Source organism: Neorhizobium alkalisoli (genome assembly GCF_002968635.1).
Classification (GTDB): Bacteria; Pseudomonadota; Alphaproteobacteria; order Rhizobiales; family Rhizobiaceae; genus Neorhizobium; species Neorhizobium alkalisoli.
Genome location: NZ_PVBN01000016.1, coordinates 1 through 26,993, shown reverse-complemented (window position 1 = coordinate 26,993; position 26,993 = coordinate 1). Strand labels below are relative to the sequence as shown.

At 60.8% G+C, this 26,993-nt stretch carries 18 protein-coding genes and 1 riboswitch; of the genes, 4 read left to right on the top strand and 14 right to left on the bottom strand.

Annotation, left to right across the window (positions count from 1 at the left end):
* Positions 1–404 precede the first annotated feature (404 nt).
* Together C5L13_RS25915 and purU are read right to left on the bottom strand one after the other, a co-directional pair.
* Positions 405–3,050, bottom strand: coding sequence for an aminotransferase class III-fold pyridoxal phosphate-dependent enzyme (locus C5L13_RS25915; protein ID WP_105386160.1), 2,646 nt, complete (start codon positions 3,048–3,050; stop codon positions 405–407).
* A gap of 85 nt (positions 3,051–3,135) precedes the next feature.
* Positions 3,136–4,020 carry a formyltetrahydrofolate deformylase gene (gene purU / locus C5L13_RS25910; protein ID WP_105386159.1) on the bottom strand — a complete coding sequence of 295 codons (885 nt, stop codon included), beginning with the start codon at positions 4,018–4,020 and terminating at the stop codon, positions 3,136–3,138.
* A 314-nt stretch (positions 4,021–4,334) separates the two neighbouring features.
* Between purU and C5L13_RS25905 the strand changes: the two genes are divergently transcribed.
* Together C5L13_RS25905 and C5L13_RS25900 are read left to right on the top strand one after the other, a co-directional pair.
* A complete protein-coding gene (locus C5L13_RS25905; protein WP_245571472.1) occupies positions 4,335–5,384 on the top strand; it encodes a glycoside hydrolase family 5 protein in 1,050 nt (349 codons plus the stop codon).
* Positions 5,385–5,467: 83 nt separating this feature from the next.
* Positions 5,468–7,303, top strand: coding sequence for an alpha/beta fold hydrolase (locus C5L13_RS25900; protein ID WP_105386237.1), 1,836 nt, complete (start codon positions 5,468–5,470; stop codon positions 7,301–7,303).
* Here C5L13_RS25900 and C5L13_RS25895 read toward each other — a convergent pair.
* The 5 genes from C5L13_RS25895 to C5L13_RS25875 are packed head-to-tail and all read right to left on the bottom strand — an operon-like array spanning position 7,271 to position 13,061.
* A complete protein-coding gene (locus C5L13_RS25895) occupies positions 7,271–9,700 on the bottom strand; it encodes a beta-mannosidase (protein WP_105386157.1) in 2,430 nt (809 codons plus the stop codon). The two genes, C5L13_RS25900 and C5L13_RS25895, sit on opposite strands and share 33 nt — an antisense overlap.
* Positions 9,697–10,680, bottom strand: a complete 984-nt coding sequence (locus tag C5L13_RS25890) for a DUF1839 family protein (protein WP_105386156.1) — start codon at positions 10,678–10,680, stop codon at positions 9,697–9,699. The genes C5L13_RS25895 and C5L13_RS25890 overlap by 4 nt, the downstream gene beginning before the upstream one ends.
* 2 nt (positions 10,681–10,682) lie before the next feature.
* The gene (locus C5L13_RS25885; protein WP_105386155.1) at positions 10,683–11,594 is read right to left on the bottom strand and encodes an amino acid--[acyl-carrier-protein] ligase; all 912 of its coding nucleotides are present in this window, start codon (positions 11,592–11,594) and stop codon (positions 10,683–10,685) included.
* Positions 11,595–11,628: 34 nt separating this feature from the next.
* A complete protein-coding gene (locus C5L13_RS25880) occupies positions 11,629–12,810 on the bottom strand; it encodes an acyl-CoA dehydrogenase family protein (RefSeq protein WP_105386154.1) in 1,182 nt (393 codons plus the stop codon).
* Positions 12,810–13,061 (bottom strand): acyl carrier protein, encoded by a 252-nt coding sequence (locus tag C5L13_RS25875; protein WP_105386153.1) that lies wholly within the window; start codon positions 13,059–13,061, stop codon positions 12,810–12,812. The genes C5L13_RS25880 and C5L13_RS25875 overlap by 1 nt, the downstream gene beginning before the upstream one ends.
* A gap of 177 nt (positions 13,062–13,238) precedes the next feature.
* Positions 13,239–13,370: riboswitch (TPP riboswitch) on the top strand.
* Positions 13,371–13,467: 97 nt separating this feature from the next.
* On the opposite strand from C5L13_RS25875, the gene thiC reads away from it, so the two are divergent.
* Positions 13,468–15,276: a phosphomethylpyrimidine synthase ThiC gene (gene thiC, locus C5L13_RS25870; protein ID WP_105386152.1), complete on the top strand. Its 1,809-nt coding sequence runs from the start codon at positions 13,468–13,470 to the stop codon at positions 15,274–15,276.
* A 726-nt stretch (positions 15,277–16,002) separates the two neighbouring features.
* Here the strand turns inward: thiC and C5L13_RS25860 are convergent.
* Together C5L13_RS25860 and epmA are read right to left on the bottom strand one after the other, a co-directional pair.
* Positions 16,003–17,049 carry a lysine-2,3-aminomutase-like protein gene (locus C5L13_RS25860; protein WP_105386151.1) on the bottom strand — a complete coding sequence of 349 codons (1,047 nt, stop codon included), beginning with the start codon at positions 17,047–17,049 and terminating at the stop codon, positions 16,003–16,005.
* On the bottom strand, positions 17,046–18,116 hold the full coding sequence (gene epmA, locus C5L13_RS25855) for an EF-P lysine aminoacylase EpmA (protein WP_105386150.1): 1,071 nt from the start codon (positions 18,114–18,116) through the stop codon (positions 17,046–17,048). Before epmA ends, C5L13_RS25860 begins: the two co-directional genes overlap by 4 nt.
* 166 nt (positions 18,117–18,282) lie before the next feature.
* Here epmA and efp point away from each other — a divergent pair, with 166 nt between their 5' ends.
* On the top strand, positions 18,283–18,852 hold the full coding sequence (gene efp, locus C5L13_RS25850) for an elongation factor P (RefSeq protein WP_105386149.1): 570 nt from the start codon (positions 18,283–18,285) through the stop codon (positions 18,850–18,852).
* A gap of 84 nt (positions 18,853–18,936) precedes the next feature.
* Here efp and C5L13_RS25845 read toward each other — a convergent pair whose 3' ends face one another.
* The 5 genes from C5L13_RS25845 to C5L13_RS25825 all read right to left on the bottom strand — a co-directional run bounded on the left by C5L13_RS25845 (position 18,937) and on the right by C5L13_RS25825 (position 26,609).
* Positions 18,937–20,382 carry an efflux transporter outer membrane subunit gene (locus C5L13_RS25845; RefSeq protein WP_105386148.1) on the bottom strand — a complete coding sequence of 482 codons (1,446 nt, stop codon included), beginning with the start codon at positions 20,380–20,382 and terminating at the stop codon, positions 18,937–18,939.
* A gap of 131 nt (positions 20,383–20,513) precedes the next feature.
* Positions 20,514–23,612 (bottom strand): efflux RND transporter permease subunit, encoded by a 3,099-nt coding sequence (locus C5L13_RS25840; protein ID WP_105386147.1) that lies wholly within the window; start codon positions 23,610–23,612, stop codon positions 20,514–20,516.
* 45 nt (positions 23,613–23,657) lie between these two features.
* The gene (locus C5L13_RS25835) at positions 23,658–24,851 is read right to left on the bottom strand and encodes an efflux RND transporter periplasmic adaptor subunit (protein WP_105386146.1); all 1,194 of its coding nucleotides are present in this window, start codon (positions 24,849–24,851) and stop codon (positions 23,658–23,660) included.
* 167 nt (positions 24,852–25,018) lie between these two features.
* Positions 25,019–25,570, bottom strand: a complete 552-nt coding sequence (locus tag C5L13_RS25830) for a TetR/AcrR family transcriptional regulator (RefSeq protein WP_105386145.1) — start codon at positions 25,568–25,570, stop codon at positions 25,019–25,021.
* Positions 25,571–25,661: 91 nt separating this feature from the next.
* Complete coding sequence (locus tag C5L13_RS25825) at positions 25,662–26,609, bottom strand: phosphoribosylaminoimidazolesuccinocarboxamide synthase (protein WP_105386236.1); 948 nt, start codon at positions 26,607–26,609, stop codon at positions 25,662–25,664.
* Positions 26,610–26,993 lie beyond the last annotated feature (384 nt).

The following is a 26,993-nucleotide window of genomic DNA, read 5'->3' as shown; positions in this document are numbered from 1 at the left end:
TGCTTGATGGGCAGCTCTGGCGAATGAAAATTTTCAGGAACGATGGAACTGAAAGCGTTACATTCGACAGCACGGAAGGGAGCGGCGATCCGTGCCAATCATGTTGGACGCATCCTCACCGAAGGCGGCGACGCGAACGAATTTAAACATGTCACTCTCCCTCTGATGTTGCGTGCAAATCGATCAGACTCACCCGACCGAACGAAGATCGTCTGTAGCAAAACCTGACAGCGCGATCAACGAAAATCAGTGTATCTAGAATTTTTTTCCGATCGATGACAGGAAGAAGGCGGAATTGTGAAATTTCATTCGCATATTCACGACCTGCGTCCGTCAGCAATTAAATAGGTGGCTTCCCGGCCCGCGCAAGACGCGACCTTGGAAATTTCCGCTCCTGTTGCCTCTCAAGTTTGCGCGAGGGCCGCTTCAAGCCGGTCCACCAGCTGGTCGGCACTGTCTCGCGCAAAGCAAAGCGGCGGGACAATCAGGAGCGAAGCTGACGGCTCAATATTCGCCAAAACGCGCTCCCTTCGCAGCAGCTCCGCCGTTTTTTCGGCGAGCTCTTCGTTTTTGAAATGCAGGACAAGGCAGAGGCCGCTGCCGGTTACATCCTCGATTGCATGATGACGGCGCGCCATCTGCTCAAGGGCTGATTTCAGGTGGTCGCCGACAATCCGGGCGTTGTCCCGCAACGCCTCTTCCTCCGAGATTTCCAGCATCGCTGCGGCTGCCGAACAGGCGACAAGGCTCGGTCGTTGCGCGCCGTCTCGCGCCATTGCAATATTTTCGCGCGCGAAACACATGGCGATATCTTGCCCGGGAAGTCCGGCCACGATGATGTCGGGTGAGAGCCCCGAGGCCTCGAATCCCCAGAGATGGCGGCCGGATCTACCCCATCCCGAGCGCGTCTCGTCGATGACAAGCAAGCCGCCGTGGCGGCGAAGTGTCTCCAGGATTTCAGAAAGGCCGTCGAAAGGTGGCGCGTAACCGGCAAGCAACAGACCGGCTTTGTCGCCGGCATCCAGAGATTCCATGGTTTCTCGCGCGTTGCCGGCCTTGATCATCCCGGGTTCGCCGGCCATTTCCGAAGGCAGGCCGGACATGCCGACGATCTCGTGTCTGCCGCTATGGTTACGTGCGAGCGCCAAGGCGTGTTGAAACGCGTCGCGCCGCCCATGTAGGGCCAGTACTTGATCAAGCCCCGCCGGTGCGAGTGCTTTTAGGTGCCGGGCCAAAAGTTCATCCGCCTCGGATGATCCGGAAGAAGGCGTGTTCAAAAGCAGATGCTGGCGATAGCTCGCCGCCGCAATGCGCGGGTGGCCGTGGCCGATCAGGGGTGTGTCTTCCCGCAGGTCGAGCAGGCAGCGGCCCGCGGCGTCGAAAAGATGTTCTTTCCAGCCACGCACCGGTTCGTCGAGACGGACGGGGACCGGTGCATCGGCGACGACACCAAGCAGTGCTGCTGGCGAGGGGCATAACCTCGACCAGGTGCCCACCTTCTCCGCCTTGCAGAAGAGCGGCGGCACGAGTTCGGAATCGCGGCAGAAACGTAGACGAAGCCCGCCCACGGAATTCTCAGCGCCGGCGACCATGCCGAGCACATCGCCCGCATTGACCGCGGTGCCGTCTGCAAGAGCGCAGTCCAGCCCTTCTAGGTGCAGACTAACATCCGAGCCCGAGAGCACGAGCCGAGTCCCGCCGCTCCTCAGCGTTCCCGCAAAGGGCGCAACCGCAGTTGCGCCCGCCGGTACGCAGACGTCGATATGAAGCGCGAAGTTTTCCGGTTCCTGCTGCGGATCTGCGAGGCTCCTCGAAAGGCGGTATTCGCCGTAGCGCGTGCTGCAGCGTCCCGTTTCCCGGGCTATGCGAGCGAGCATCTTCCAGTCGTTTTCGGGATCGGTCCAGTTGCCGCCGCAAAGCAGGGGGCTGGTGACGCCGAGATCGACGAGCCGGATGGTTTCCGGATCGATGTCCGGCAGCAGGCGAACCATTGCCGGCAGCGGATTCGACATCCCCGTAGCGTCGAGGAATGCGGCGAACACAAGCGCCGGAGAGATCGCGGTCACCGAGCGAAGGACGGCGTGGCGTTTTTCCGTTTCCTCCTTTGCCCGCGCATCATCGGGCCGCTGCGCCAGCTTGCTTTCGGCTTCGGCCGTCAGGATTCCGGTGCGGGCGACGATCAGCGACCAAAGGGCTTCGATTTCCATCAGCGTTAGCGGATAAATATCATGATAGGCGCGAATGGCGGGCAGGAGTGCCAAAGCGTCGCCACCGCGGTTTGCCAGCAGGAACGCGCAGGTATTTGCTAAGCCCGCAACAAGCCAGCTCCTGGAGATTCCGGTAAAATCCGTCACCCCTGTCGGCAGCCAGCCGGCGTCCGTCGTGTTGCCCACGACAGCTCCGGCGTCCAGGTTCTGATGCACGGCGGCGATCCGCAGGCTCGGGCCAAGCGGCTGGATGCGCCTGAGCGCTGCCACCATGGCCTTGGCAATGATGTCGCGGGTTTCCTGATCGCTGACCTCCGCCAGGAGCGTTACCGTCTGCGGGCCCGCCTTGCGCAGATCGCTCTCCGGCTCACGCTCCAAAAGCGGATTGTCGATGCCTTCGAGGCTTTTGGTGAGTGCCGCCGAGATGGATCCGAAGGCGGCAATTGCTCGATCCGACAGTGTATCATCCGCCGGCAACGGAGCACCCTCCAGAAATGTCAGGAGGCGCAGGCGCCTATCTTGCCCTTCTAATGGCAGGGCAATCGTGTCGGCGCCATCTTTGGTGAGCACGGGCTCGGGAACCAGCGGACCGTCGGTACTGCGCAGGATATGCCGCATAAGGGCATGCTCGGCCTCGATTTCCTGAAACGGGGCGTCAGCGGGTGCCGTTTTCAGGAGATAGCGCATATGGCCGTTGTCGATCAGGAAATAGGGGTTCTGCCGCCCCTCGATCGGGAATACCTGTCCGGTCAGTCCATATTGTTCCCGCAGCACCTCCTCCACCGCCTCGATCGAAAGATCGGTTGAAGACACGTCGAGGAGTTCGGGCATGACGTCGGACATAAGCCTCTCCGGAAGGTCTGCTTCCGAAGAGGATAGAGCGGCGGAACCGCCCGTCCATAGGCGGTCCGGTTAGTTTACCGGGCCTTCAGCCCATTCTTTCGGAGGCGTAGCTTCCGGGGCTTGGCGGAAAGACGACGGTGCGGTTGCCGTTGATGAAGGTGCGGTGATGAATATGCGCGTGAATGGCGCGCGCCAGCACCTGGCTTTCCACGTCGCGGCCGAGCGAGACATAGTCGTCCGGGCTTTGCGCATGGGTAATCCGCACCGTGTCCTGCTCGATGATCGGTCCCTCGTCGAGATCCGCCGTCACGTAGTGAGCCGTGGCGCCGATCAGCTTCACCCCGCGCTGATAGGCCTGTTTGTAAGGATTGGCGCCCTTGAAGCTCGGCAGGAAGGAATGGTGGATATTGATGATCCGGCCCGACATCTTGGCGCATAGCTGGTCGGACAGAACCTGCATGTAGCGGGCGAGCACGATCAGCTCCGTGCCGGTCGACTCGACGACATCCATCAACTGGGCTTCCGCCCTTGGCTTGTTGTCCTTCGTCACCTTGATGTGATGGAAGGGGATGTCGTTGTTGACCACCAGCTTCTGGTAATCGAAATGGTTGGAGACGACACCGACGATGTCGATCGGCAGGGCGCCGATGCGCCAGCGATAGAGCAGGTCGTTCAGGCAATGGCCGAAGCGGGAGACCATCAGGAGAACCTTGATGCGGTCTTCCGCATCGAATATTTCCCAGTCCATCTCGAATCGGCCGGCGATCGGCTTGAAGCCTTCGACGAGTGCCGGACGGTCGGCGCCTTCTTCCGACAGGAAGCTGACGCGCATGAAGAACTTGCCGGTGTCGAGGTCATCGAATTGCGAACTATCGATGATGTTGCAGCCCTTCTCGGCCAGGAACCCGGATATCGCCGCCACGATGCCACGCGTCGACTTGCACGATACCCTCAGAACATAAGTCTTCATCTAGATCTCCCTCCTCCGTCGCTGCAGGCTATCCGTGTATACATAAAATGCCTCCCAGACAATATTTTACACCCACCAAACCGGATCGGCGTTGAAATAGCGGGGCAGGGCGGCATCTAGTGTGTACACGAAGGCCGTTTTGAACCAAGCGACGGATATATTCCGTTGTCTTGAACTTAAGGCCGGCTGCCTAAAATTCCGTTCCCTTTGCGTCGTCGGGGCGCGTATCGCCGCCGTCTTGCGGTTTCCAGGCAACCAATAGCATTTGCTAAAGGTTCTGATGCCATGTTGCCCGAACGAAAATGGAGGATGGCGTGGAAGAGCCGCTTCGACAAAACCGGCGCTCCGGCTTGCAGGTGCTTGGTGCTCTCGTCTGTTTCGCGGTTGCGGCCGGGCCGGCAAAGGCCGAGCCGCTGTGCCTGCGGGGTGTGAATCTCGCCGGCGCGGAGTTCGGGGAGCTGGGCGAGGCGTACAGCGCCGGATATGTCTACCCTTCCAAGGAAACGATCGATTATTTCGCCGGCAAGGGGTTCAACACCGTCCGATTGCCTTTCCTGTGGGAAAGGCTTCAGCCGAAGCTCGACGAGCCCTTCGATGCGGCTGAGTTCAAGCGACTGTACGATACCGTGATGCTCATTCGCGCAAGCGGCATGGCGGTTATTTTGGACCCGCATAACTATGCCCGTTACCGTGGCAACCCGATCGGATCCGAAGCTGTTCCGCAGAGCGCTTTTGCAGATTTCTGGCGTCGTCTCGCCGCCGCCTTTGTCGGGGTGGAAGGCGTTGCCTTCGGGTTGATGAACGAGCCTTACGGGATTTCGGCGGAAGATTGGCTGCTTTCGGTGAACGGCGCGATCGCCGCGATCCGTCAGACAGGCGCCGGCAACCTGTTGCTCGTTCCGGGAACGGCCTGGACGGGCGCGCACAGCTGGGCGACCGGCGATTACGGCACGCCCAATGCCGCGGCAATGCTCGGGGTCGAGGATCCCCAGGACCACTACGCCTATGAACTCCATCAATATCTGGACGCAGACTTTTCCGGCAAGAACTCCGAGTGCTCGCGGGCCGCGGACGCCATTAAGGCGGTGCGGGATGTCGCCGGTTGGCTGAGGGATCATGGCCGGAGGGGTTTTCTCGGCGAATTCGCCGCACCCGCCAGCCCGGAATGCCTGACAGGGCTTGCGGATATGGTGAAGACAGTCGAGCAGAACGCCGATGTCTGGCTTGGCTGGTCCTATTGGGCCGGCGGCGATTGGTGGCCGGAAGACGAACCGCTCAGCATCCAGCCGACAAAGGAAGGCGACCGGCCGCAGATGCAGGTTCTTTCAAGTGCTTTTTCGGAACAATCCGCCTGCAAACGCTAAGAGTCCAGATAATTGCTTAAGCCTTCATAAGCGAGGTCGGGCTTATGGCTCGAAAGGATGATCCAAGGATTGCCAAGACGACCATGATGGACGCAGAAAAGACAGCCCGGTCCGAGAAGCAAGCATCGCCGTCGCAGCCGCGTTCGGCGGCCGAGCCCTTGACGTTCGGCACCACCGTTGGCCTGTTTGCGCCGGCGGCGCCCGATGCTGCGGCTTCCGGTCTCGCCGTCCTCTTTGCGAGCCCTTGGGGACTCGAGGAGATGTGCACCCGCAAGTTCTGGCGCATCATTTCCGAAAAACTTGCCGATCGCGGCATCGCAAATCTTCGCTTCGATTACCCCGGGACAGGCGACGCACTGGACGGAGTGGATTCGTCGCAAGGCCTTTCTTCCTGGTCCGACAGCCTGGTTGCGGCAGCCGGCCAGCTCAGAGTGCTTTCGGGCTGTGACAAAATCGTCGTCGTGTCGCAGGGTCTCGGTGCAGTTGTTGTCACCGCCGCTGCCGGGCAGATCGAGGGCTTGGAGGCGGTCGCCTATCTGGCGCCGGTCGTGTCCGGCCGTCTCCATCTCCGGGAACTTGTCGTCTGGTCAAAGGTCGTGGACGAAAACCTTGGCCTATCCGAGGCGCAGCGTGACAGGTCGGGTGTCTCGATTGGATCGCTGGTGATGCCGGCCGAGATTGCCGACGATGTCCGCAAGGCCAATCTGATGACTGTGGAGCGGGCGCCTGCGGCGCAGGCTCTGGTGATCGGGCGCGCCGACCGGCCGGCGGACCGGGAGTTTGCTTCGCGCCTCTCGGCACTTGGCGCCAAGGTCACCGGACAGGCTTTTGACGGTTACGACAAACTCGTCTCCAATCCGGCGATTTCAAAGCTGCCGCTGCCGGTGGCAGACAGTCTGGTGGAATGGATCGCGACGATTCCCATTCCGGAGCACCCGGCGACGCCGCCTCAACCGGTCCCCGTTTCGCCGCTCGTTGGCGATGGTTTTGCGGAAACCCCCGTCCGTTTCGGATTGAACAATCGGCTCTCGGGGATCATCTGCGAACCTCCGCACGGGTGCGGCGCAGCGACGGTGCTCTTCCTCACCTCGGCCTATGACCGCCATGCCGGCTGGGGACGGACGACGGCGGCGATGGCGCGGATGCTTGCCCGGTCCGGCATCGCATCCCTCCGCTTCGATACCGCCAATGCCGGCGACAGTCCGCCGGTGCCCGGCCGCCCGGAGCAGGTCCTTTATCATTCCACTCAGAACGGCGATGTATCGGAGGCGATTGATTTTCTTGAAGCCCGTGCGCTGGCGCCAGTGATTGTCGCGGGACGTTGCAGCGGCGCCTATCTCGGGTTTCAGTCCGCCCAGACCGACGTCCGCATCGCAGGCGGGGTGTTCGTCAATCCGGCCGTCTTTCGCTGGCGCCCCGGGCGATCGGTCGAGGACGCCATCATCAACGGCACGCGCAGCCTCGATGACTACGGCAAACGGGCGCTGCGGACCGAAACTTTCAAGCGGGTTCTCAGGGGTGAGGTGGATCTCCGCTCGGCCGGGCGGAATATCGCCAAAGCCGTTGGCAAGCGGATGTCTCATAAGATAACGCAGATCTTTCGGAGCTTTACTCCCGAGGGACGGGAAATCAACGGCGCTTTCGACCAGCTCAAGCGGCGTGGCACTCCAATCTCGCTGATCTACAGCGAAAATGACCTTGGCCTTGAACAGTACAACTTCTATTTCGGCCATGACGGCGCGGGGCTTGCCCGCTTTCCGAATGTATCGGTGACGATCATTCCGGATGCCGACCACAACCTGACGCCGAATCATGCCCGCAAAGCCTACCTGGAAGCCCTGCAGCAACTGGCGTTTCGTTTTGCGCCGTCCGTCGTCGGGGAGAAATCAGAAATGTATGGAGCGGCGGCTGCCGAGTGAGCGGACGACGCCGCCCGGGCGATCGGCCGCATTGGCTTGGGCAACAAGCCGCACACGTTTCTTTTCGCCCGGCGCCAGGTGGAACCAGTTGTCGGCCACCAGGTAACCGGGGACATCCAGATTGACCGATTGAGCGAAAAGATCGGTCTCGAGTTCCAGCCAGAATCCCGAGGAATCCTCGACCAGCGCCGTGTCTATCCCGGCGTCATGAAGTGCCGCCGGACGTCCGAGCGGAAAATGGAAGGCTTCGGCAAGGATCGCACCTGTTTCGCCATGCCTCAGCTGCGCCACGGTCACATCATGGGAGGGTGGTCCGAAGCGGTAGGCATAGCCGGTGTCGAAGAAGGCGCCGAAAAGATCGGTGCAGGCCAGGCTTTCCCTGCCGCGAGCAGACAGGGTTAGTTCGCGGCGACCGGAAACCACCGGAAGCCTGCCATCCCGTAAGCAGGCAATCTCCAGGCTCACGGGTAAGCTGCCCGACGTCTCGTTCAAGAGGTGAACATCGAGCCCGTTCGTACCTTCGTCGGCGAAGACGACCTGAACGGGCTGAAACGACCGTTTCAACCCGTACCAAGCCGGCTTCGGCAGACCATCGACGCCGACCACGCCCCATCCGGGGCCTGGCATCACGTCCTGAAAGGTGAATACCAATGCGCCGTTACAGGTGGAGCCCGGCCGTCGCCATTCGGAAAAAGTCGCTTCCATCACCTCCCCGGTGACGGCGCGGGAAAGCATGAGATAGCGCTCAAAGTCATTCTGCCGCAGCTCCCGCGGGTTCACGCCGTAAAGATCGCCGAGATAATGGTCGCGCACGTCTTCGAAATCCCAGGCGGCACCCCCATCGCGAGGAATGCCGGTTTTGCCGCCGGCCAATGTCTCGGCTCCGGAAAGATTCGAAAAGGCGAGGCATTCGGCGGCGAAGCGCACATTCGCCCGCCTTGCATCCTCGAGCGGGCGCTTGTAGGCGCCGACGCCGTAATAATGCGCAACGCCGGCATTGGGATGGAAGGGCAAAGCGCCGCCGGAAGGGGAGTTGACCACATAGGGCAGGTCCGGCCGGTATCTGGCGGCGAGATCTGCGAGAATCTCCTCGCAGAACGCTCCTTTCCAGATGCGCTCCGGCAGACCGAGCATGGCTCCCTGCTGATGGATTTCGCTGCCTCCGCAGAGGATAGCTAGCGATGGAGACGCCTGGGTCGCGAATAGGAACCGGGAGATTTCCTTTTTCACGTGAATCACGAGATCCGGATCGGCCGCGGGATAGTCGAAATTGGCGAACATGAAATCCTGCCAGACCAGGAGGCCGAGTTCGTCGCAAAGCGCGAAGAATTCCGGGCTCTCGTAGGTCGCGACACCTGGAATGCGGATCATGTTCATGCCCGCGTCTTTCGCGAGCCTCAGCCATGGCTCATAGGCTGCGCGGTCGCCCGGCAGTTTCACGATATCGGCGGTGGTCCAGACGGCTCCGCGGCAGAAGATTTTCTCCCCGTTGACGAGGACTGCGAAGTCATGGCCATCGGCGCCGCGATCGACCGCGATGTTTCGAAAGCCGGTTCTTGCAAGTAGGGTCGTTTTGCCCTCAATGCTTAACTTCGCTTCGTAAAGCGCCGGCTCGCCATGCGTATGCGGCCACCAGGGTTTTGCGTCGGATAGACGGAGTTCGGCTGAATATCTTCCGTCGGTGAATGAAAACGCAGTCTCGTGGCCGTTGCAGATCAGGCGGAGATCACGCGCTAGGCCCTCGTAGGAAAAGGCGATCGTGAGGATGCCTCCTTCGTCGTCGACGAACTCCGCGGAGAGGGAAAGGTCGAAAACGGGGTTTTCGCCCGGCCTCACCAAGGATACCGGTCGCCATGGACCAACGGCATGGATTTCAGGGCACCAACCCGGCATGAAGCCGAGTGGAGTGGTGCGAATAAGCCGGAGGCCCTGATTGTTCATGAGCCTCGGGCGCCAGCGGGCGCGAGGACCTGTTTTCTCCAGATGCGGTTTCAGTGCGCGAAAGCAGATCGACAGGGTCTCATTGCCGGCGAGCGTTACCGGCACGTCATGACTTTCGAACATGCTGTCGAACGAGAGGACCAGCCGATCATCGAGATAAACTTCCCCGATCGTGGCGAGCCCGTCGAAGCGCAGGATTACGGGTCCCGGTGCCTCGCCGGCAAGCGATCGGCGATACCAGGCATCGCTGTCGATCAGCGGCTCGGGCTTCTCGCGGTCGAAACGGCCGGCGGCCTCCAGAGCGGCGGCCACCGTGCCCGGCACGATTGCCGGAAGATCTTCAACGTCAGGCGGCAGATCACCCGGAAGCGCATAGGCGCCGCGCTCGGTCAAAAGCAATGACCAGCCTTCCGAAAGAAGACTGGTCTCTGCGCCGATCAAGGAAAATGCGCTCACGCGGCCTCGCGCGTCTTTGCCAATGTCATGGTCAACTCTGCCACCAGCAGGTCCCAGGCCTCGATGGCCGGATCGAGCGCGGTCACAAGCGGCTCGAACTTCTTGCGGGTGACGGCGCGGGCAAGCAGGAACTGCGTCGACTTTGCAACTTCCGCAATTCTCAGGGCATGTTTTTCAGCCTGCGCAAAACCCTTGCTGTTCAGCCAGTCGAGATGGCTTGCCAGAAGTTCGAAATTGGCGCCGACCTGCCTCAGCGTGTTGAAGGCATATTTATGGAAAAAACTGAAATCGCGTTCGGCCAGGAGCTCGACCTGGGCCGGGAAGACCTCAGCGAAGGCCCGGATCGGATTTTGCTCCGGTCGCCTGGCAAAATGGTGCCTTAGCAGTTTCCACGCCGCCTCGCGCATGTCTCTGACGCCTGGATAAGCCGCCGGAAATTTTGCGAATTCGGTATAGGGCAGGAGGGGTAACGCCTCCGGGGCCGCGTTCATCTGAAACAGCCCGTCGAAGTCGTCGCCGGACAAATGGAAGAAACCGCCGTTGTGAAAATAGTCCAGCTCGCGCTTCTCCAGGTCCAGCCGGTTCACCGCCACCGTCGTCTTGCCGTGCTCCTGGCGGTAGGTTACCCCGCGCGTATCCGGCAGGAAGTAGCTGTCGAGTTCCAGAAGTGTCAGCCGGCCGCGGCCGATCTGTTCGAGCACATGCCGTTCCGGCCTGTCGAAGATCGCCAGCTCCGTGACGCGGATGCCGTAGAGCGTCTCGAGATCCTCCAGCGGCACCTTGAAGAAGGTGAACTGATCGCCCTCGAAATCCTGTGTGAGCGTGAAGCCGAGTATGGCTTCCGGCGAAAGCCCCTGCGCCGAAAGCACCTCGATCCAAAGATCCACGTAACAATTGGTCTCCGGCCAGATGCGCTCTGCCGAATGCAGCGAATGCGGCCTGTAGCTGGCCGGATCAAGAGCAGGCAGCACCGCCGTCATCTTCAGCCCCAGAGGGTGGCGCGGACGTTTTCCGGCCATGTTTTTACGTCGAGCCCGTGGGTGTGGAACAGCGCCAGTGCGATGCGCTCGAGGCCGAAACCGACGCAGGCCGTATGAGCGACGCTGCCGTCCTCCAGGTTCAGGCCCCATTTCAGGCCGAAACTATCCTGATGATAGTTGAAGCTCATGCAGGCGGTCGGCTTGGCAACCGAGGTGATCGGGATCAGGAGCTCGAATTTGAGGTTCTGGTCGCGCTGGTTGTTGACCAGCATCTTGCCGGCGCGGCCGAAGAACGGATCGTTGGCGATGTCGATCGTCACGTCGAGACCGATCGACTTCATCATCTCGACGCCGCGATCCATCCAGCGCTGGCGAAAATCCGTCACATGGCTCTCGGTGCCCATGCAGATATATTCGCGCATGCGGAAGAGCTGCTGGCGGGCCGGATCCTTGGAAGGCTCATGGCGGAAGCAATAGCTCTGCAGGTCGTAGAGGGCGCCTGACTTCGGCAGTTTGCCGCGGCGGGCAACGGTCGGGTAGAGCGGGTAGCAGGCAGCCGGCGTCAGCACGATGTCGGTCGCTTCCTGACCCTTCGTCCAGTCCTCCTCGCCCACTTCCATGCATTTCAACAGGCTCATGTGATCGAGCTCGTTGCCACAGAAGGAATGCACGGTGCCGGCGAGCTGGGGGAAGCTCTTCATGTAGCCGCTCTGCTCGAAGAAGGCGCGGTTCATGCCGGGCGGAAAGCGCATGGCTTCCGCGCCGTCGGCGCCGCCTATCCTGTCGATCAGGCGCTCGAAGGCGGCAATCACGTCTTCGAACTGGCCGCTACGGCCATAAAGCCCGTCGACGCCGGTGTCGATCAGAAGGCCTGCATCGAACAGGCGGTCGAGAAAGGAAACTTGCATATCCATGGCTTCACCTCATTCAATCATTGATGGGTGGGCGTCAGCCGAGAAGGCTGGTGTCCGGTTTCTGTACGAGCATCATGGTCGACGTGTTGCCCAGAATGCGGTCGTTGGAGATCATCAGCTGGGCCGAATGGGCATCGCGCAGATGCCGGCCGAGGCTGTAGGGCGTGCCGTTCTTGTAGCCCATGATGCCACAGATGATCATTGCCTGGTTGATGATGACGAGGATCGTCTCGGACGAAGCGAGCTTGACGTTGTTCATGGCGATCGAGAAGGCCATGGAGGATAGCTGGTCCGGGTCCGCCTTGGCGTCCGCGTAGATCTTCAGGCCGGAAAGAATGTTGGCCTTCAGGAGTTGCAGCAGGTTGGAGGCTTCCGCCAGGCGCACGGCACCGGGCGGCTGGGCACCATTTGCCTTGCGGGCGGCGGCGCGCACGAAGGCCTGCGCACGCAGCATCGCATCGGCGGCGATACCATACCAGACCGCGCTCCAGAGGAGGTGCGACGAGGCGAGCATGCTCTGCGCCGCGATCTCGGCGAAAGGCTTCGGGAAGATCTGCACGGCCGGCGCCTCGCCCTTGAAGATAAAGCCGTCCGAGCAGGTGCCCCGCATGCCGAGCGTATCCCAGTCCACCGTCTTTTCCAGCGTGTACTGGTTCTTCTTGAAAACGGTCATCACCTGGTCGCCCGGCGTCGCATCGGCATGGGCCCGGGAGGTCACCATGATGACATCCGCATGGGCGCCGTAGGAAATGACGGTTGCGTCCTTCGTCAGGCGGCAGATGTCTCCGTCGATCTCGATGGCGCAGATGGAATTGCGCAGGTTGCCGCCGATGCCGCCTTCCGTCGTCGCGGAGGCGACCAGAAGCTGGCGGGCGCAAAGCTCGCGCATGAAATCCCTATGCCACTCGCTGTCGCCGCCGTGCTCGACAAGGCTCGACACCTTGATCTGGTGCATGGCGAAGACCATGGCGCTCGCCGCGCATGCCTGTCCCAGGATGGAGCAGACCTCGGCGATTTCCGGTATCGAAGCCCCTTCGCCGCCAAACGAAACGGGGATCTGGATGCCGAGCAGGCGCTCGGCTTTCATGGCATCGACCGCTTCCGCCGGAAAGCGGGCTTCCTGGTCGACGCGGTCGGCATTTTCGGCCGCGACCTCCGCCACCCGGCGGGCGCGCGCACCGAGCGTCATGTCGGTGGCAAAGGCTGGAAGGCTCATCACGCGGCCTCGCGGGCTTTCAGGATCTGGGCGACCGTCTGTTCGATCGCCGAGATGCTGGCAAAGGACTTGCGGTTCAGGAGGCTGTCGGGAAATTCGATGTCGAAAGCCTCTTCGATAGCCAGCATCAGCTGCACGGAGGCAAAGGAGGAAAGCCCCGCCGAATAAAGATCGGCAGCATCTTCAAGTTCGGTCACTGCGACCGGAAGGCCACCGACCCGTGCCAGCAGTTCGCGAATGGTCTCGTTCATCTCGACATCTCCAATGACTGGAATTTGCGTTCATCGCCGGGAACACTGTCTACGTTGGAAAGCATAAAATTCCGGTAAGAAACGTCGTGAAGTTAGGGCTGCGGGATTCGCTAAAGTTGAAAATATCGGCAGCGTCAGCTTTGGCTTGACACGAGCGCCCGTCAGGTTTCTGATGCCGGCATTCACCAGGGGGGTCCCGTCAAGGGGCTGAGATACTGCTGGTCGGATCGGCTTGGCCGCCCGAGGCGCAGTGACCCGTTGAACCTGATCCAGTTCATACTGGCGTAGGGACGGTGCGAGCGCTCACGGCTTTCAGGCGGGGAACCCCGCCCATCGGCTCAGGCGTTTTTCCATCATTCCAACACTGGAACTGGGTCTCCAAACGTCAAACCTTGGAGCCTCAACCATGAATATCGCCACACCAAAGCTTACGCCGGTCGTCACGACCGGTCCGCTTCCCGCCTCCACCAAAGTTTTCAAACCCGGCGTCGTCCACGCGGATATCCGGGTGCCGATGCGTGAGGTCGCGCTGCATCCGACGTCCGGCGAACCGCCGGTCACCGTCTACGATTCCTCCGGCCCCTATACCGATCTGGCCCATGCTGTGGCGATCGATGCCGGCCTGCCGCGTCTGCGCGAAAGCTGGATCAGGGCGCGCGGCGACGTCGAATCCTACGATGGCCGCATCGTGAAGCCGGAGGATAACGGCTTTGCCACCGGGGAGCGGCTGACGCCGGAGTTCCCCGTCCGCAACATTCCACTGAAGGCAAAAGACGGTAGGGCTGTCACCCAGCTTGCCTATGCGCGCGCCGGCATCGTCACGGCGGAAATGGAGTTCATCGCCATCCGCGAAAACCTCGGCCGACAGGCGGCGAAGGAAGCTCTCATGCGTGATGGCGAGAGTTTCGGCGCGCATATCCCGGATTTCGTGACGCCGGAATTCGTTCGCCGGGAAGTCGCCGAAGGCCGGGCAATCATTCCCGCCAACATCAACCATCCCGAAAGCGAGCCGATGATCATCGGCCGGAATTTCCTGGTGAAGATCAACGCCAATATCGGCAATTCGGCCGTCACCTCCTCCATGGCGGAGGAGGTCGAGAAGATGGTGTGGTCGATCCGCTGGGGCGCCGATACGGTCATGGACCTTTCGACCGGCCGCAACATCCACAATATCCGCGAATGGATCATCCGCAACTCGCCGGTTCCGATCGGCACCGTGCCGCTCTATCAGGCGCTCGAAAAGGTAAACGGCATTGCCGAAGACCTGACCTGGGAAGTCTATCGCGACACGCTGATCGAGCAGGCCGAGCAGGGCGTCGACTATTTCACCATCCATGCGGGCGTACGGCTTCCCTACATCCCGCTCACCGTCAACCGTGTCACCGGCATCGTCTCGCGCGGCGGGTCGATCATGGCCAAGTGGTGTCTGCATCACCACAAGGAGAGTTTTCTCTACGAGCACTTTGAAGAAATCTGCGACATCTGCCGCGCCTATGACGTGTCCTTCTCGCTCGGTGACGGTTTGCGCCCCGGATCGATTGCGGACGCCAACGATGCGGCACAGTTCGCGGAACTGGAAACGCTCGGCGAACTCACCAAGATCGCCTGGGCGAAGGACTGCCAGGTGATGATCGAAGGCCCCGGCCACGTACCTATGCACAAGATTAAGGAGAACATGGACAAGCAGCTCAAGGTCTGCGGCGAGGCGCCGTTCTACACGCTCGGGCCGCTGACGACCGATATCGCTCCCGGCTACGACCACATCACTTCGGGCATCGGTGCGGCGATGATCGGCTGGTTCGGCACGGCCATGCTCTGCTATGTGACGCCGAAGGAACATCTCGGCCTGCCGGACCGCAACGATGTGAAGGTCGGCGTCATCACCTACAAGATCGCCGCACACGCGGCCGACCTCGCCAAGGGTCATCCGGCGGCGCAGGTGCGTGACGATGCGCTTTCCCGCGCCCGGTTCGAGTTCCGCTGGGAGGACCAGTTCAACCTCTCGCTCGATCCGGAAACGGCGCGCTCCTTCCATGACGAGACCCTGCCGAAGGAGGCGCACAAGGTGGCGCATTTCTGCTCCATGTGCGGCCCGAAATTCTGCTCCATGCGGATTTCCCACGACATCCGCGCCGAGGCGCAGAAGGAAGGGCTGGAGGCCATGGCGGCGAAATATCGCGATGGCGGCGATCTCTATATGCCGGTGGGGAGTTGATTCCATAGGTTTTCACGTCGAGGCCGGTCCGCCCAGCCAATCTTCTCCTTGAGGCAAGGCTATCGCACATGGAACGTGCGGTAGTGCGGCGTCTTTAACCCTTCCCCTTGTGGGGGTCCGGAGGACGGGTCGAGACCGGCGGCTCGACCCCGGGTGGTGGCCGGCCGGCGGGAGGGGTTTGTTCTTGGCGAAGACCTTGTTTCTGGCCGATCTCCCCCCTTGAGGGGGAGATGTCCGGCAGGACAGAGGGGGGTGCGGCGAGGCAAATCAAGACCTTCAGAGAAACCGGCACAAACAGCGACTGCCAATTATCCCCGCCCTCCAAACCCATGCCTACAATCCCCCCGCTTCCGTCGCCGGAGTGTTTCGCGAGACGTTCGCGGGCAGGCGGGGCCGGCGCTTTCATCAAAACCGTAACGTGCGGGGACGGTGGAAGAGGTGAAAGCCATGGAGGGTTCGTCGCAAGACAGGCTCTCCTATCAAGCCTCCCCCTGGTCGCCGGGCCGGGTTCGGTTGAACCGTCCAAGTGGCAGGGTTTCCCGAAAGGAAATCGCGAACGAAGCCACGCAGCGAGGCGAGGTGATCACCTGTAGGGACCGGAAGTCCCGAAAAGACGCCGAAGGCCACGCGAATGCGGAGCCACACTATACAATTCCAATGAGGTTCTGCATTCGTGTGGGCTCTCCAAAACACGGGCAAAAGCTGTCGCGTGAAGGCAAACGCGCGTCACTTCGGAGGATATCGATGTTCCTCACCGCGAAAATCGCTGACGGAATAGCAGCCGCCTTCCGCGCGAACGGCGCTTTCGCCGATCATCGCCTTGCCATGACCGCCCGGAATATCGAGGACATAGGTCGGCTGGCACAGCCCGGAAATATTGCCACGCAGCGCCGTAACGATCTTCTGGCCTTCGGCGATATCGAGCCGGAAATGGCTGGTACCGGGCGCCAGATCGGGGTGATGCAGGTAGTATGGCTTGATGCGTGTCTCGACAAAAGCCTTCATCAGGTCGCCGAGCACGACCGGATCATCGTTGACGCCCTTCAGCAGCACCGTCTGACTGACCATCGGAAAGCCGGCATCGATCAGGCGGGCGCAGGCCGCACGGGCAGTGTCGGTGAGTTCGCGCGGATGGTTGGCGTGAAGCGCCACATAGACGACCTTGCCGCTTTCCTTGAGAGCGGCGATCATCGCCTCGTCCACTCGGTCCGGCTCGACCACCGGAACCCGCGTATGGAAGCGGACGATCTTCACATGCGGGATATCAGCAAGCCCCTGCATGATCGCGGAAAGCCGCCGCGGCGAAAGGACCAGCGGATCGCCGCCGGTGAGAATCACCTCCCAGATCTCGGAATGCTCCCGGATATAAGCGAGCGCCGCCGACAGCTCCTCTGGCGCCAGCGTGCCGTCGCCTTGCGGCCCGACCATCTCTCGGCGAAAACAGAAGCGGCAATAGACCGGGCAGATATGCACGGCCTTCAGCAGTACCCGGTCCGGATAACGATGCACGATGCCCTTGACCGGGCTGTGCGCCTGATCGCCGATCGGATCGGCACGTTCTTCCGGCGTCGTCAGCAGCTCGACCGGATCGGGCACGAATTGCCGGGCGATCGGGTCCTGCCGGTCGGTACGGTCGATCAGCGAAACCGTGGTCGGCGTCAGGGCGATGGCATAACGATCCGCCACGGCGCGAATGCCCGGAAGTTTTTGCGGTTCGATCAGTCCGGCAGATACCAGCTCATCGGCGGTCTTCAATGAACGTGCTGCGGTCATTCAAAAACCTCCGCAACCGGCGCCCACATCACCTGCTCGATGCGCGTGGCACCCATCGCCAGCATGGCGAGCCGGTCGAACCCGAGCGCTGCGCCGCTCGCTTCCGGCATGACCGAAAGCGCATCGAGGAAATCTTCATCTATCGGATAACGTTCGCCGTAGATGCGCGCCTTTTCCGCCATCTCATGCTCGAAGCGGCGCCGCTGCTCCCCGGCATCGGTCAATTCACCGAAAGCGTTCGCCAGTTCGACGCCGCAGGCGTAGAGTTCAAACCGTTCCGCGACACGCGGATCGCGAGCGGAAGGCCGTGCCAGCGCTGCCTCGGAAACCGGGTATTCGCAGAGGATGGTTGTCCGGCCTCGTCCGAGATTGGGTTCGATCTTCTCCACCAGCACCTTGCTGAAAAGATCGGCCCAGGTATCGTCCTGCGAGAACCGCATGCCGGCTTGTTTCAGGCCCGTTGCGAGCAGATCGCGGTTCGTCTCGCCGCTTGTGGCCACGGAGGCGAGCAGATCGATGCCGGCAAAGCGGTCGAAGGCTTCGGCCAATGTCCGGCGCTCCGGCTCCGCAAATGGATCAACCTCCATGCCGCGGAAGACAAAACGCTTGGTGTTTGCGGTTTCTGCCGCCAGCGCCAGCATGTGCGCACAATCGTCCATGAGCTGCTCGTAGCTTTCGCCGACCCGGTACCACTCGAGCATGGTGAATTCGGGATGATGCAGCGGTCCGCGCTCCCGGTTGCGATAGACATGCGCAAAGGTGAAAATGCGCTCCTCGCCGGCGGCCAGCAGCTTCTTTGCTGCGAACTCGGGAGATGTGTGCAGATAGAGCGGCGCAGTCTTTCCGTCGATCGCGATGGCCTCCGTCGCGAAAGCATGCAAATGGGTCTCGTTGCCCGGAGAGATCTGCAAAGCGGCCGTGTCCACCTCGACGAAGTCGCGCTTGCCGAAGAAGCCGCGCAAGGCCGTCTGCACCGCGTTGCGGCCCATGAGGAAGGGCCGGCGGTCCTTGTGGCTTTCCGGCGTCCACCAGGGCGGCCGGGATATGGCGGGTCGGGACGAGTTCATTTATGGCTTTCTTTGCCGGTTCTCCGCGGCGAGGCTTCCACTTCGCGTGGTTTTAGGGTAGTTCCCGCGCGGAAAACAGACGATCCGTCCTTCAGGCCGGTTATCGCCCGGTCCTCTACGACGCATTTTCGGCAGTGACAAGCCGGCAGGCTATATAAGGATTATCATGGTCAAGATCATCGCTTCTTCGGTCCGCAAGGGCAACGTTCTCGACGTGGACGGCAAACTGTATGTCGTTCTCACCGCCGAAAACTTCCATCCCGGCAAAGGCACGCCGGTTACCCAGGTCAATATGCGCCGCATCGTCGACGGCGTGAAGGTGTCGGAACGCTGGCGCACCACCGAGCAGGTCGAGCGCGCCTTCGTCGAAGACGTGAACTTCCAGTATCTCTATGAAGATGGCGAAGGCTTCCACTTCATGAACCCGGAGAGCTATGACCAGGTCGTGGTCGACGTTGACACGATGGGCGACCAGAAGGCCTATCTCCAGGAAGGCATGACCTGCATCCTGTCGATGCATGAAGGCGTTGCGCTGGCTCTGCAGTTACCGCGTCACGTGACGCTCGAGATTGTCGAGACGGAACCGGTGGTGAAGGGGCAGACCGCTTCGTCCTCCTACAAGCCGGCCATTCTTTCCAACGGCGTACGTACCATGGTCCCGCCGCATATCGATGCCGGCACTCGCGTCGTCATCGCTACGGAAGACAATTCCTACTTCGAGCGCGCCAAGAACTGATCGTCCCCGGCCTATCGGCCCATGATAAAAAACCTCCGAAGCCAGGGCTTCGGAGGTTTTTCTTTGTCAGACTGTCGAGTGAGCTTATTTGGTTACGACGACAGCGGCCACTTTGGTGTCGGCCGTACCAAAGGCATAACCGCCGCCGATCGCAACATTGAGCGACACATAGTCCTGTGCCACCTGCTGTACCGCCTGAGCAAGGTTCGCCTGGGCGGTCGAGACCTGACGCTGCGCATCGAGAACGTCGAGCAGCGACGAAGCGCCGTCGCGATAGCTCGCGGTCGCAAGCTGCAGCGCTTCCTGATAGGACTTCACCGTCGCCTGAAGGGCATCCACGGTGCGGCGATCGCGGGCAACTGCAGCAAGCGCGTTTTCAACTTCCTCGACGGCGTCGAGAACGCTCTGCTTCCAGCTGAGATAGGCTTCCCGAGCGGTCGACTCGGCGAGCTTCACGTTGCCCTTGAGCCGACCGCCGTCAAAGATCGGCAGGCTGAGCTGCGGCCCGAAGGACCAGGTCAGGGAGCGCGTATCGAAGGCGCCGGCAATGGCGTTGTAACGTGGCGAGATGGAACCGCCGAGCGTGATCGCCGGATAAAGCTGCGCCTCGGCAACGCCGATTTCCGCTACTGCGGATGCCAATTGACGTTCGGCCGCACGAATGTCCGGACGGTTGCGGATCAGGTCGGCCGGAATGCCGGCCTTGACGTTGAACCGGGGAACCGGCTGGCGTGCGCCTCTCTGCAACTCGGGTACCAGCGACGAAGCCGGCTGGCCGAGAAGCGTCGCGATGCGATGCGATGCGGTGCGGAACTGCGTCTCGAGACCAGGAATTTCAGCCAGGGTGGAATTCACCAGGCCTTCCGACTGAACGACGTCCAGACGGGAGGCAGCACCCGCTTCCAGCTGAAGCTTCGTAAGGTCCAGCGTTTCGCGCCGCGAGCCCAGGTTCTGGCGGGCGATCGCAATCCGCTCCTGATAATAACGAACGTCGATATAGGCTGCCGCGACCTGCGACAGGTAGGTGAGGCGAGCCACGTCGGCAGCAGCATAGGACGCGTCGAGACTGGCGAGCGCACTTTCCTTCGAGCGGCGATAAAGGCCGAACAGGTCGAGGAACCAGGAGGCATCGAGACTGCCGCCGCTGACCGTCGTTCTCGAGAAGGAGGTCGATTCGGAAGGATGAACGACCTTGGTGTGCTGGCCGGTCGTCGTGCTGGAAGCCGACAGATCCAGCGAAGGAAGGCTGCCTGCGCCGGCAATGGTGACATTTGCCTGTGCGGCGTTAATTCTTTCCAGTGCCTGAAGAATATCGAGGTTCTGGTTGAGACCCTGCTGGACGTAGCCGTTCAGACGGCTATCGTTGAAGGCCTTCCACCAAGCGACTTGAGAGACATCCCCGTTACTGGCTGCTTTGGCTTCGGCGAACTTGCCCGGCAGGGCGATCTCCGGCGCCGTGTGATCTGGACCGACAACGCAGCCCGAAAGCAGCAGCAGAGTGAGAGGAGCAACAACACGAATGGATAACATTTTTCTGTCCCAGTGCCCTACAACGGCGAAAGCCGGATTTTTAGGCCGCTTCCGATTGATCCGCCAGAAACGAATCGTATCCTTCCTGGCGGCATTACACGTCGAATATGTTAACGAACGTAATCTCTATCCTACCTTTTTTCACGATTTGATAACCGCCTAACGACAACAAAAAAGGACGGAACGAAGAAAATTCCGAGGAGTGTTGCAGAAAGCATACCACCCAGCACCCCGATTCCGATCGCATTCTGGGCTGCGGAGCCGGCTCCGGTGGCGATCGCAAGCGGTACGACACCGAGGATGAAGGCGAGCGAGGTCATGACGATCGGCCTCAGGCGCAGGCGGGCCGCTTCGAGCGTGGCATCCACGAGATTCATGCCGCCCCCTTGCCGTTCCTTGGCGAATTCGACGATCAGGATGGCGTTCTTTGCCGCTAGGCCGATCGTCGTCAGGAGGCCGACCTTGAAGTAGACGTCGTTGGCCTGGCCGAAGAAATGTGCTGCCGTCAGCGCTCCCAGCACGCCGACCGGAACCGCGAGAATGACCGAGAACGGCACCGACCAGCTTTCATAAAGAGCTGCAAGGCAGAGGAAGACGATCAACACCGATAGTGCGTAGAGCATCGGCGCCTGCGAGCCCGAAAGCCTTTCCTGATAGGAGATGCCCTGCCAGGCCACCGTGTAGCCGCCCGCCAGTCCCGCCGTCAGCCGTTCCATCTCGTCCATCGCCTGACCGGTGCTGACGCCCGGACCTGCGGCACCATCGAGCGAGATGGCGCTGGTGCCGTTGAAGCGGGCAAGCTGGGGCGAACCGGTGACCCATTCGACGGTGCTGAACGAGGAGAAGGGCACCATCTCGCCCGCATTGTTGCGTGCATACCAGTGCTTCAGATCGTCCGGCTGCATGCGGTAGGGCGAGTCGCCCTGCACATAGACCGGCTTCAACTCGTTGTTGAGGGTGAAGTCGTTGACGTCGCGTCCGGCGAAGATCGTCGCCAGCATCGAGTTGACGGAAGCGAGGTCCACTCCCATGGCGCCCAGCTTTTCCTGGTCGAGCAGGATCTTCATCTGGGTTTCCGACCGCTGGCTATTGCTGCGTAGCGAACTGATATTGGGGTTGCTGGTGCCGGCCTGGATGAGCTGCTGCGACGCTTCCGTCAGAGCATCGTTGCCGTTGTTGCCGCTGTCCACCAGATACATCGAGAACCCGCTCGATGTCCCAAGTCCCTGGATGGCCGGCGGCAGCAGCGCGAAAACCTGGGCGTCGCGCAGCGTGAAGAAATAACCGCTGGCACGCTGGACGATCGCTGCGGCGGACTGCTCCGGGTTCGTGCGCTCCGCGAAATCCTTCAGCTTGGTAAAGACGATGGCATTGTTCTGTCCGCTGCCGTTGAAACTGAAGCCGAGGACGCCGAAGACCGCGTCGACGTTGTCCTTTTCCTTTTCCTGGAAATAAGCCTCCACCTTCTTCACAACCTCGTCGGTGCGAGTGGTCGTGGCACCGTTCGGCGTCTGGATGATGGTCAGCAGCACGCCCTGGTCTTCCTGCGGCAGGAAAGAGCTCGGCAGACGAGTGAAAAGCCAGCCGCAGCCTGCAATGACCAGGACGAAAAGCAACGCAACCCGTAGCGGTCTCTTCAGCAGATATCCGATCGTGCCGACATAGCCGCTCGTCGTGCGCTCGAAACCGCGGTTGAACCAGGCGCCGATCCCGCGGCGCTTCTTGTGATGGTCGATCGGCTTCAGCATCGTGGCGCAGAGGGCCGGCGTCAGCACGATGGCCACAAGGGCCGAAAGCAGCATGGCGGAGACGATGGTAATCGAAAACTGGCGGTAGATGATGCCGGTCGACCCGCCGAAAAATGCCATTGGAATGAAGACGGCGGTCAGCACGAGCGCAATGCCGATGATGGCACCAGTGATCTCCCCCATGGATTTCTCCGTCGCCTCCAGCGGCCCCAGTCCCTCCTCGTCCATGATGCGTTCGACGTTTTCCACCACGACGATCGCGTCATCGACCAGAAGGCCGATCGCCAGAACCATGGCGAACATGGTCAGCGTATTGATCGAATAACCGGCGACCGCCAGAATTCCAAAGGTCCCGAGCAGAACCACCGGTACCGCAATCATCGGAATGAGCGTCGCTCTGAGGTTCTGAAGGAATATCAAAAGCACCACGAAAACGAGAATGATCGCCTCGATCAGAGTATGGACGACCTTCTCGATTGAAAGTTCAACAAAAGGCGTAGTGTCGTAGGGATAGGTGATCTCGACGCCTTCCGGAAGCGTCGGCGCTAGCGTCGCCAGTTCCGCCTTCACGCGGGCTGCCGTATCCAGAGCATTGGCGCCAGTGGCGAGGTTGACTGCAAAGCCCGTCGACGAAAGCCCATTCTGCCGCGACTCGCCGCCATAGGTTTCCTGGCCGATTTCTGCACGGGCGACATCGCTCAACCGAACCGTTGCGCCGTCCTGTTCGACCTTCAGGATTATCCGTTCGAACTCGTCGACGGTGGTCAACTGGCTTTGAGCCGTCATGGTGACGGTAAGCTGCTGGCCCTTTTCGGCGGGCAAGCCGCCAAGCGCGCCAACCGAGACCTGGGTATTTTGGGCCTGGATCGCCGAGGTAACATCGGCCGCCGTCAGCTGGTATTTCTGCAGCTTGAACGGATCCAGCCAGATGCGCATGGCGTAACCGGAGCCGAAGATATTGATGCTGCCGACGCCTTCCAGGCGCTTGACGGAGTCTTCGATCTGGGTGGAGAAGACGTCGCCCAGGTCTACGGAATTGCGCTTCCCGTCCGTGGAGACGAGCGCGCCGACCATCAGGATGCTGGATGTGGAGCGCGCGACCTCGATGCCGGCTTGTTGCACGACATCGGGCAATTGCGATTGAACAAGCTGCAGCTTGTTCTGAACCTGAACCTGCGCAATGTCGGGAAGGACACTGTTGCCGAAGGTGAGGGTGATCGTCGCTCGGCCCGTGCTCGAGGCCGAACTCATATAGGTGAGGTCGTCGAGGCCGGTCATGCCGTCTTCAATAATCGTCGTCACCGACTTCTCGACCGTTTCGGCGCTCGCGCCGTTATAACTCGCCGTGATTTGAACAGTGGTCGGAGCGATCTCCGGATATTGTGAGATCGACAGCGTTGCGATGGCGAGCGCGCCGCCGAGCATGATGACGATCGCGATGACCCAGGCGAAAACGGGTCGCCGGATGAAGAACTTTGCCATTCAGATATTCCTTGCGGCTTTGAAGCGCTGACTCTGCTGGTTCCGTTAAGGTTTGGCGGCTTCGGCTTTCGGAGCTTCGATGACGAGGCCGCGATCGTCGAGTTGCACCTCGACCGGCTGAACCGGCGCGCCGTCGGCAATCCACTGAAAGCCGTCAACGATCAGTCGGTCTCCATCGGCAATGCCTTCCGTCACCAGCCAATTGTTGCCGGAAACGACGCTGACGGGAAAAGTGCGGGTCTCGACCTTGCCGTCCGTGGCGACGAATTTGGCCGAGAGCTCGCCGCGGGCATTGCGGGTCGCAGCGCGCTGCGGGATCAGGTAACCGTTTTCCTCGCCCATGGTGACGGTGGCACGGACATACATGCCGGGCAGGATGATATTGTCGGGATTTTCAAAAAGAGCGCGGATCTGATAGGTGCCGGTCGTTTCGCTGACGGCCATGTCGGCCATATCAAGCTTGCCGGTCCGTGAGTATTCCGTTCCGTCCTCGAGTCTCAGGCGGATATCCGCCTTGCGGGGGTCGCCGCTCAGCCGGCCGGACGCCATGGCTCCGCGCAATTCCAACAGATTGGTGCTCGAGTCGATAAGATCGATGTAGATGGGATCAAGACGGCGCAGCGTCGTCAGCGCCGTCGTCTGGTTGGCGGTGACGATATTGCCGACGCTGACGTTCGAGATCGACGTGACGCCATCGAAGGGGGCGCGGATCTTGGTGAGGTCGAGATCGATCTCGGCCGCCTGAAGGGCCGCCTTGGCCTGTTCCACATCCGCTTCGGCCTGCAGCAGTGTGACCCGGGCATTTTCAAATTCGATCTGCGTGGCGCCACTGTTAACGAGGCGCTCATAACGGGTGAGGTTCGCCTGTGCCGCCGGAATGCTGACCTCCGCCTTGGAGAGCGTCGCACGCGCCTGGGCCACGGTTGCCGAATAGGTATTGTCTTCGATCTGATAGAGGATGTCGCCGGCCTTGACTTCGCTGCCCTCCTTGAACGCGATTTCCTTGATCGCTCCGGTGACGCGAGGCCGGATATCCGCCGTCTGATAAGCGACGGCTCGCCCGGGCAAGACGGTTGTGATGGGCTGCTGCGATTTCTTCAAGGCGACGATGCTGACCGGCTGGGGCGGACGTTCAAGTGCGCCCCCCGCCGCCCCGTTCGCCGTCTGCTGGCTTGAATCGCTGCAGGCCGCCAAGGTCACGGCGAGAAAGAGGGGAAGGATCAATTTACGTCCGGTCATGGCGTTCCATCCAAGGCAAACATCAGTGAGATGACCCACGGCAGGCATTATTTACCGGGGCGCGGGCTGGAGAAAGTAACTCGTCTTCAACAGTCAGAATAGGGGCAGGCCGCCCCCTTGATCGGATCGGCGGCTTGCGACTTGAAAGTGACGTAATTGAACAATCGTCACTTTACAAGAGGATTTTGCAATGCAGCATTCACAAGTTTGGCAAGGCCGGCGCACCGATCCTGGAGTTCGGCCTCATCCTCCCCCGCCAGGAAGACGGGGTGCAGCACGCCCATGAAAGCCGCCGAGACATGCCGGCTGGTCGCTTGACAATCGATACAATGATAGACGCCATCCTCCACGCCCTGGCGAACGAGGTCGCAAAACAGCGCGTCGATGAGTTCCTTGTAATGCTGGCCGCTCGGCAGGTCCGCGTCCGACATCAGGAATATGATTTCAAGGAAGAAAGGGTTCTTCCTGATATCCTCAAGGTGCGCTTCCATCAGGTTGCGGACGACGGTGCCCAGTCTTTCCGGAGCCGGGGATGGCTGGTCGAGTGTCTTGAACCGGCCGATCATTCGGGTGATGTGACGATCGCAGATCGCGTCCACCAGCGTCGCCTTGGAATGGAAATGCTTGAAGATGTTGGCGGGCGACATGCGCAGAGCCTGGGCGATATCGGCGATCGAGGACTTGGCGATGCCGCGCTCCCGAAAGAGGGTCTCCGCCATGTTCAGGATGTCCTCTCTTGTTTCCTCTGCCTTGCGCCTTGGTTTTCGCACTCTCACCTCTTCAAACCTGCCAAATCCGGATGCTCTCTCCCTATAGGTTGAAATAGGGCTTCAGATTCTGCCGGATACGGTCCAGCACGCTTGTGCCTGTTGTATCGGCAGTGAAACTTTCGCCGGTGATGGTCTCGTAGGCGTCCCGGTACACTTTTGCCGTTTCCTCGACCAGTTCCGCCGGAATTGGGGGGATCTCGTCTTTATACGGGTCGCAACGTTCGACCACCCACGCGCGGATGAAATCCTTGTCGAAACTCCTCGGCCTCGTGCCGTTGCGAAAGGCATCATCATAACTGTCCGCGATCCAGTAACGGCTGCTGTCGGGCGTGTGGATTTCGTCCGCAAGTATGATCGTGCCGTCCGGGGCCGTGCCGAACTCATATTTGGTGTCGACCAGGATCAGGCCGCGCTTGCGAGCCAGCTGCTGGCCGCGCGCGAATAGGGCGAGGGCGTAGCCGGACACGGTTTCCCACTGTTTAGCCGTCAAAAGACCGTTCCCGACTATATCATCAGGCGTCAGCGGTTCGTCGTGGCCGCCGTCGAATGCCTTGCTGGTCGGCGTGATCACTGGCTGGGGCAGTTCCTGGTTGTCCCTCAAACCGTCCGGCAGGTCGAGGCCATACATGGTCCGCTCTCCCTTCCTATAGAGAGTGAGCAGCGATGTGCCGGTCGTGCCGGCAAGATAACCGCGCACGACGATCTCGACCGGCAGGATATCGAGCCGCTTGCCGATCACCACATTCGGGTCGGGATAGGCAATCACGTGATTGGGGCAGATGTCTTTGGTAGCCTCGAACCAATAGCGGGCCGTCTGGGTCAGAACATGGCCCTTGTCCGGAATGGAGGTGAGGATGCGGTCGAAGGCGCTTAGGCGATCGGTCGCTATAATAATGCGGCTGCCGTCCGGAAGGTCATAGTTCTCGCGAACCTTGCCGCGGTAGGGATTCGGCAATTCGGGGATGAAGGCATCGGAGAGAATACGCACGGGAGCCACTTTCTGGAGAATTTCGGAGCGCCTTGGATATCGCATGTTTTGCTGCGGATGCACAAGAATGGAGGGCGGGGACCACCCACGGCCACTCTGTCTTAGGGGCGGGGTGAACTTTCAGATCGAAAAGAGCGCCGTTAACGGTTGTTAACTCCTCCGAAAACGAGGATATTCGGAATATCCATTATATTTCAATCTGTTATAAGTTTTATTGCAGTTTTTTAAAAACGGCTGTTGACTTGTTTATGGGGGTGGATCTATAAACCGCCTCACTGACGAGGGCGGCGGCGCTGCTGGCGACGAAGTCCTTTGTTCTGGTGCTATCCTTTAGAATTGGCGAATGCTGATTGTGGGCCGGGTTACGGTTTGGCTCTGGGGGAT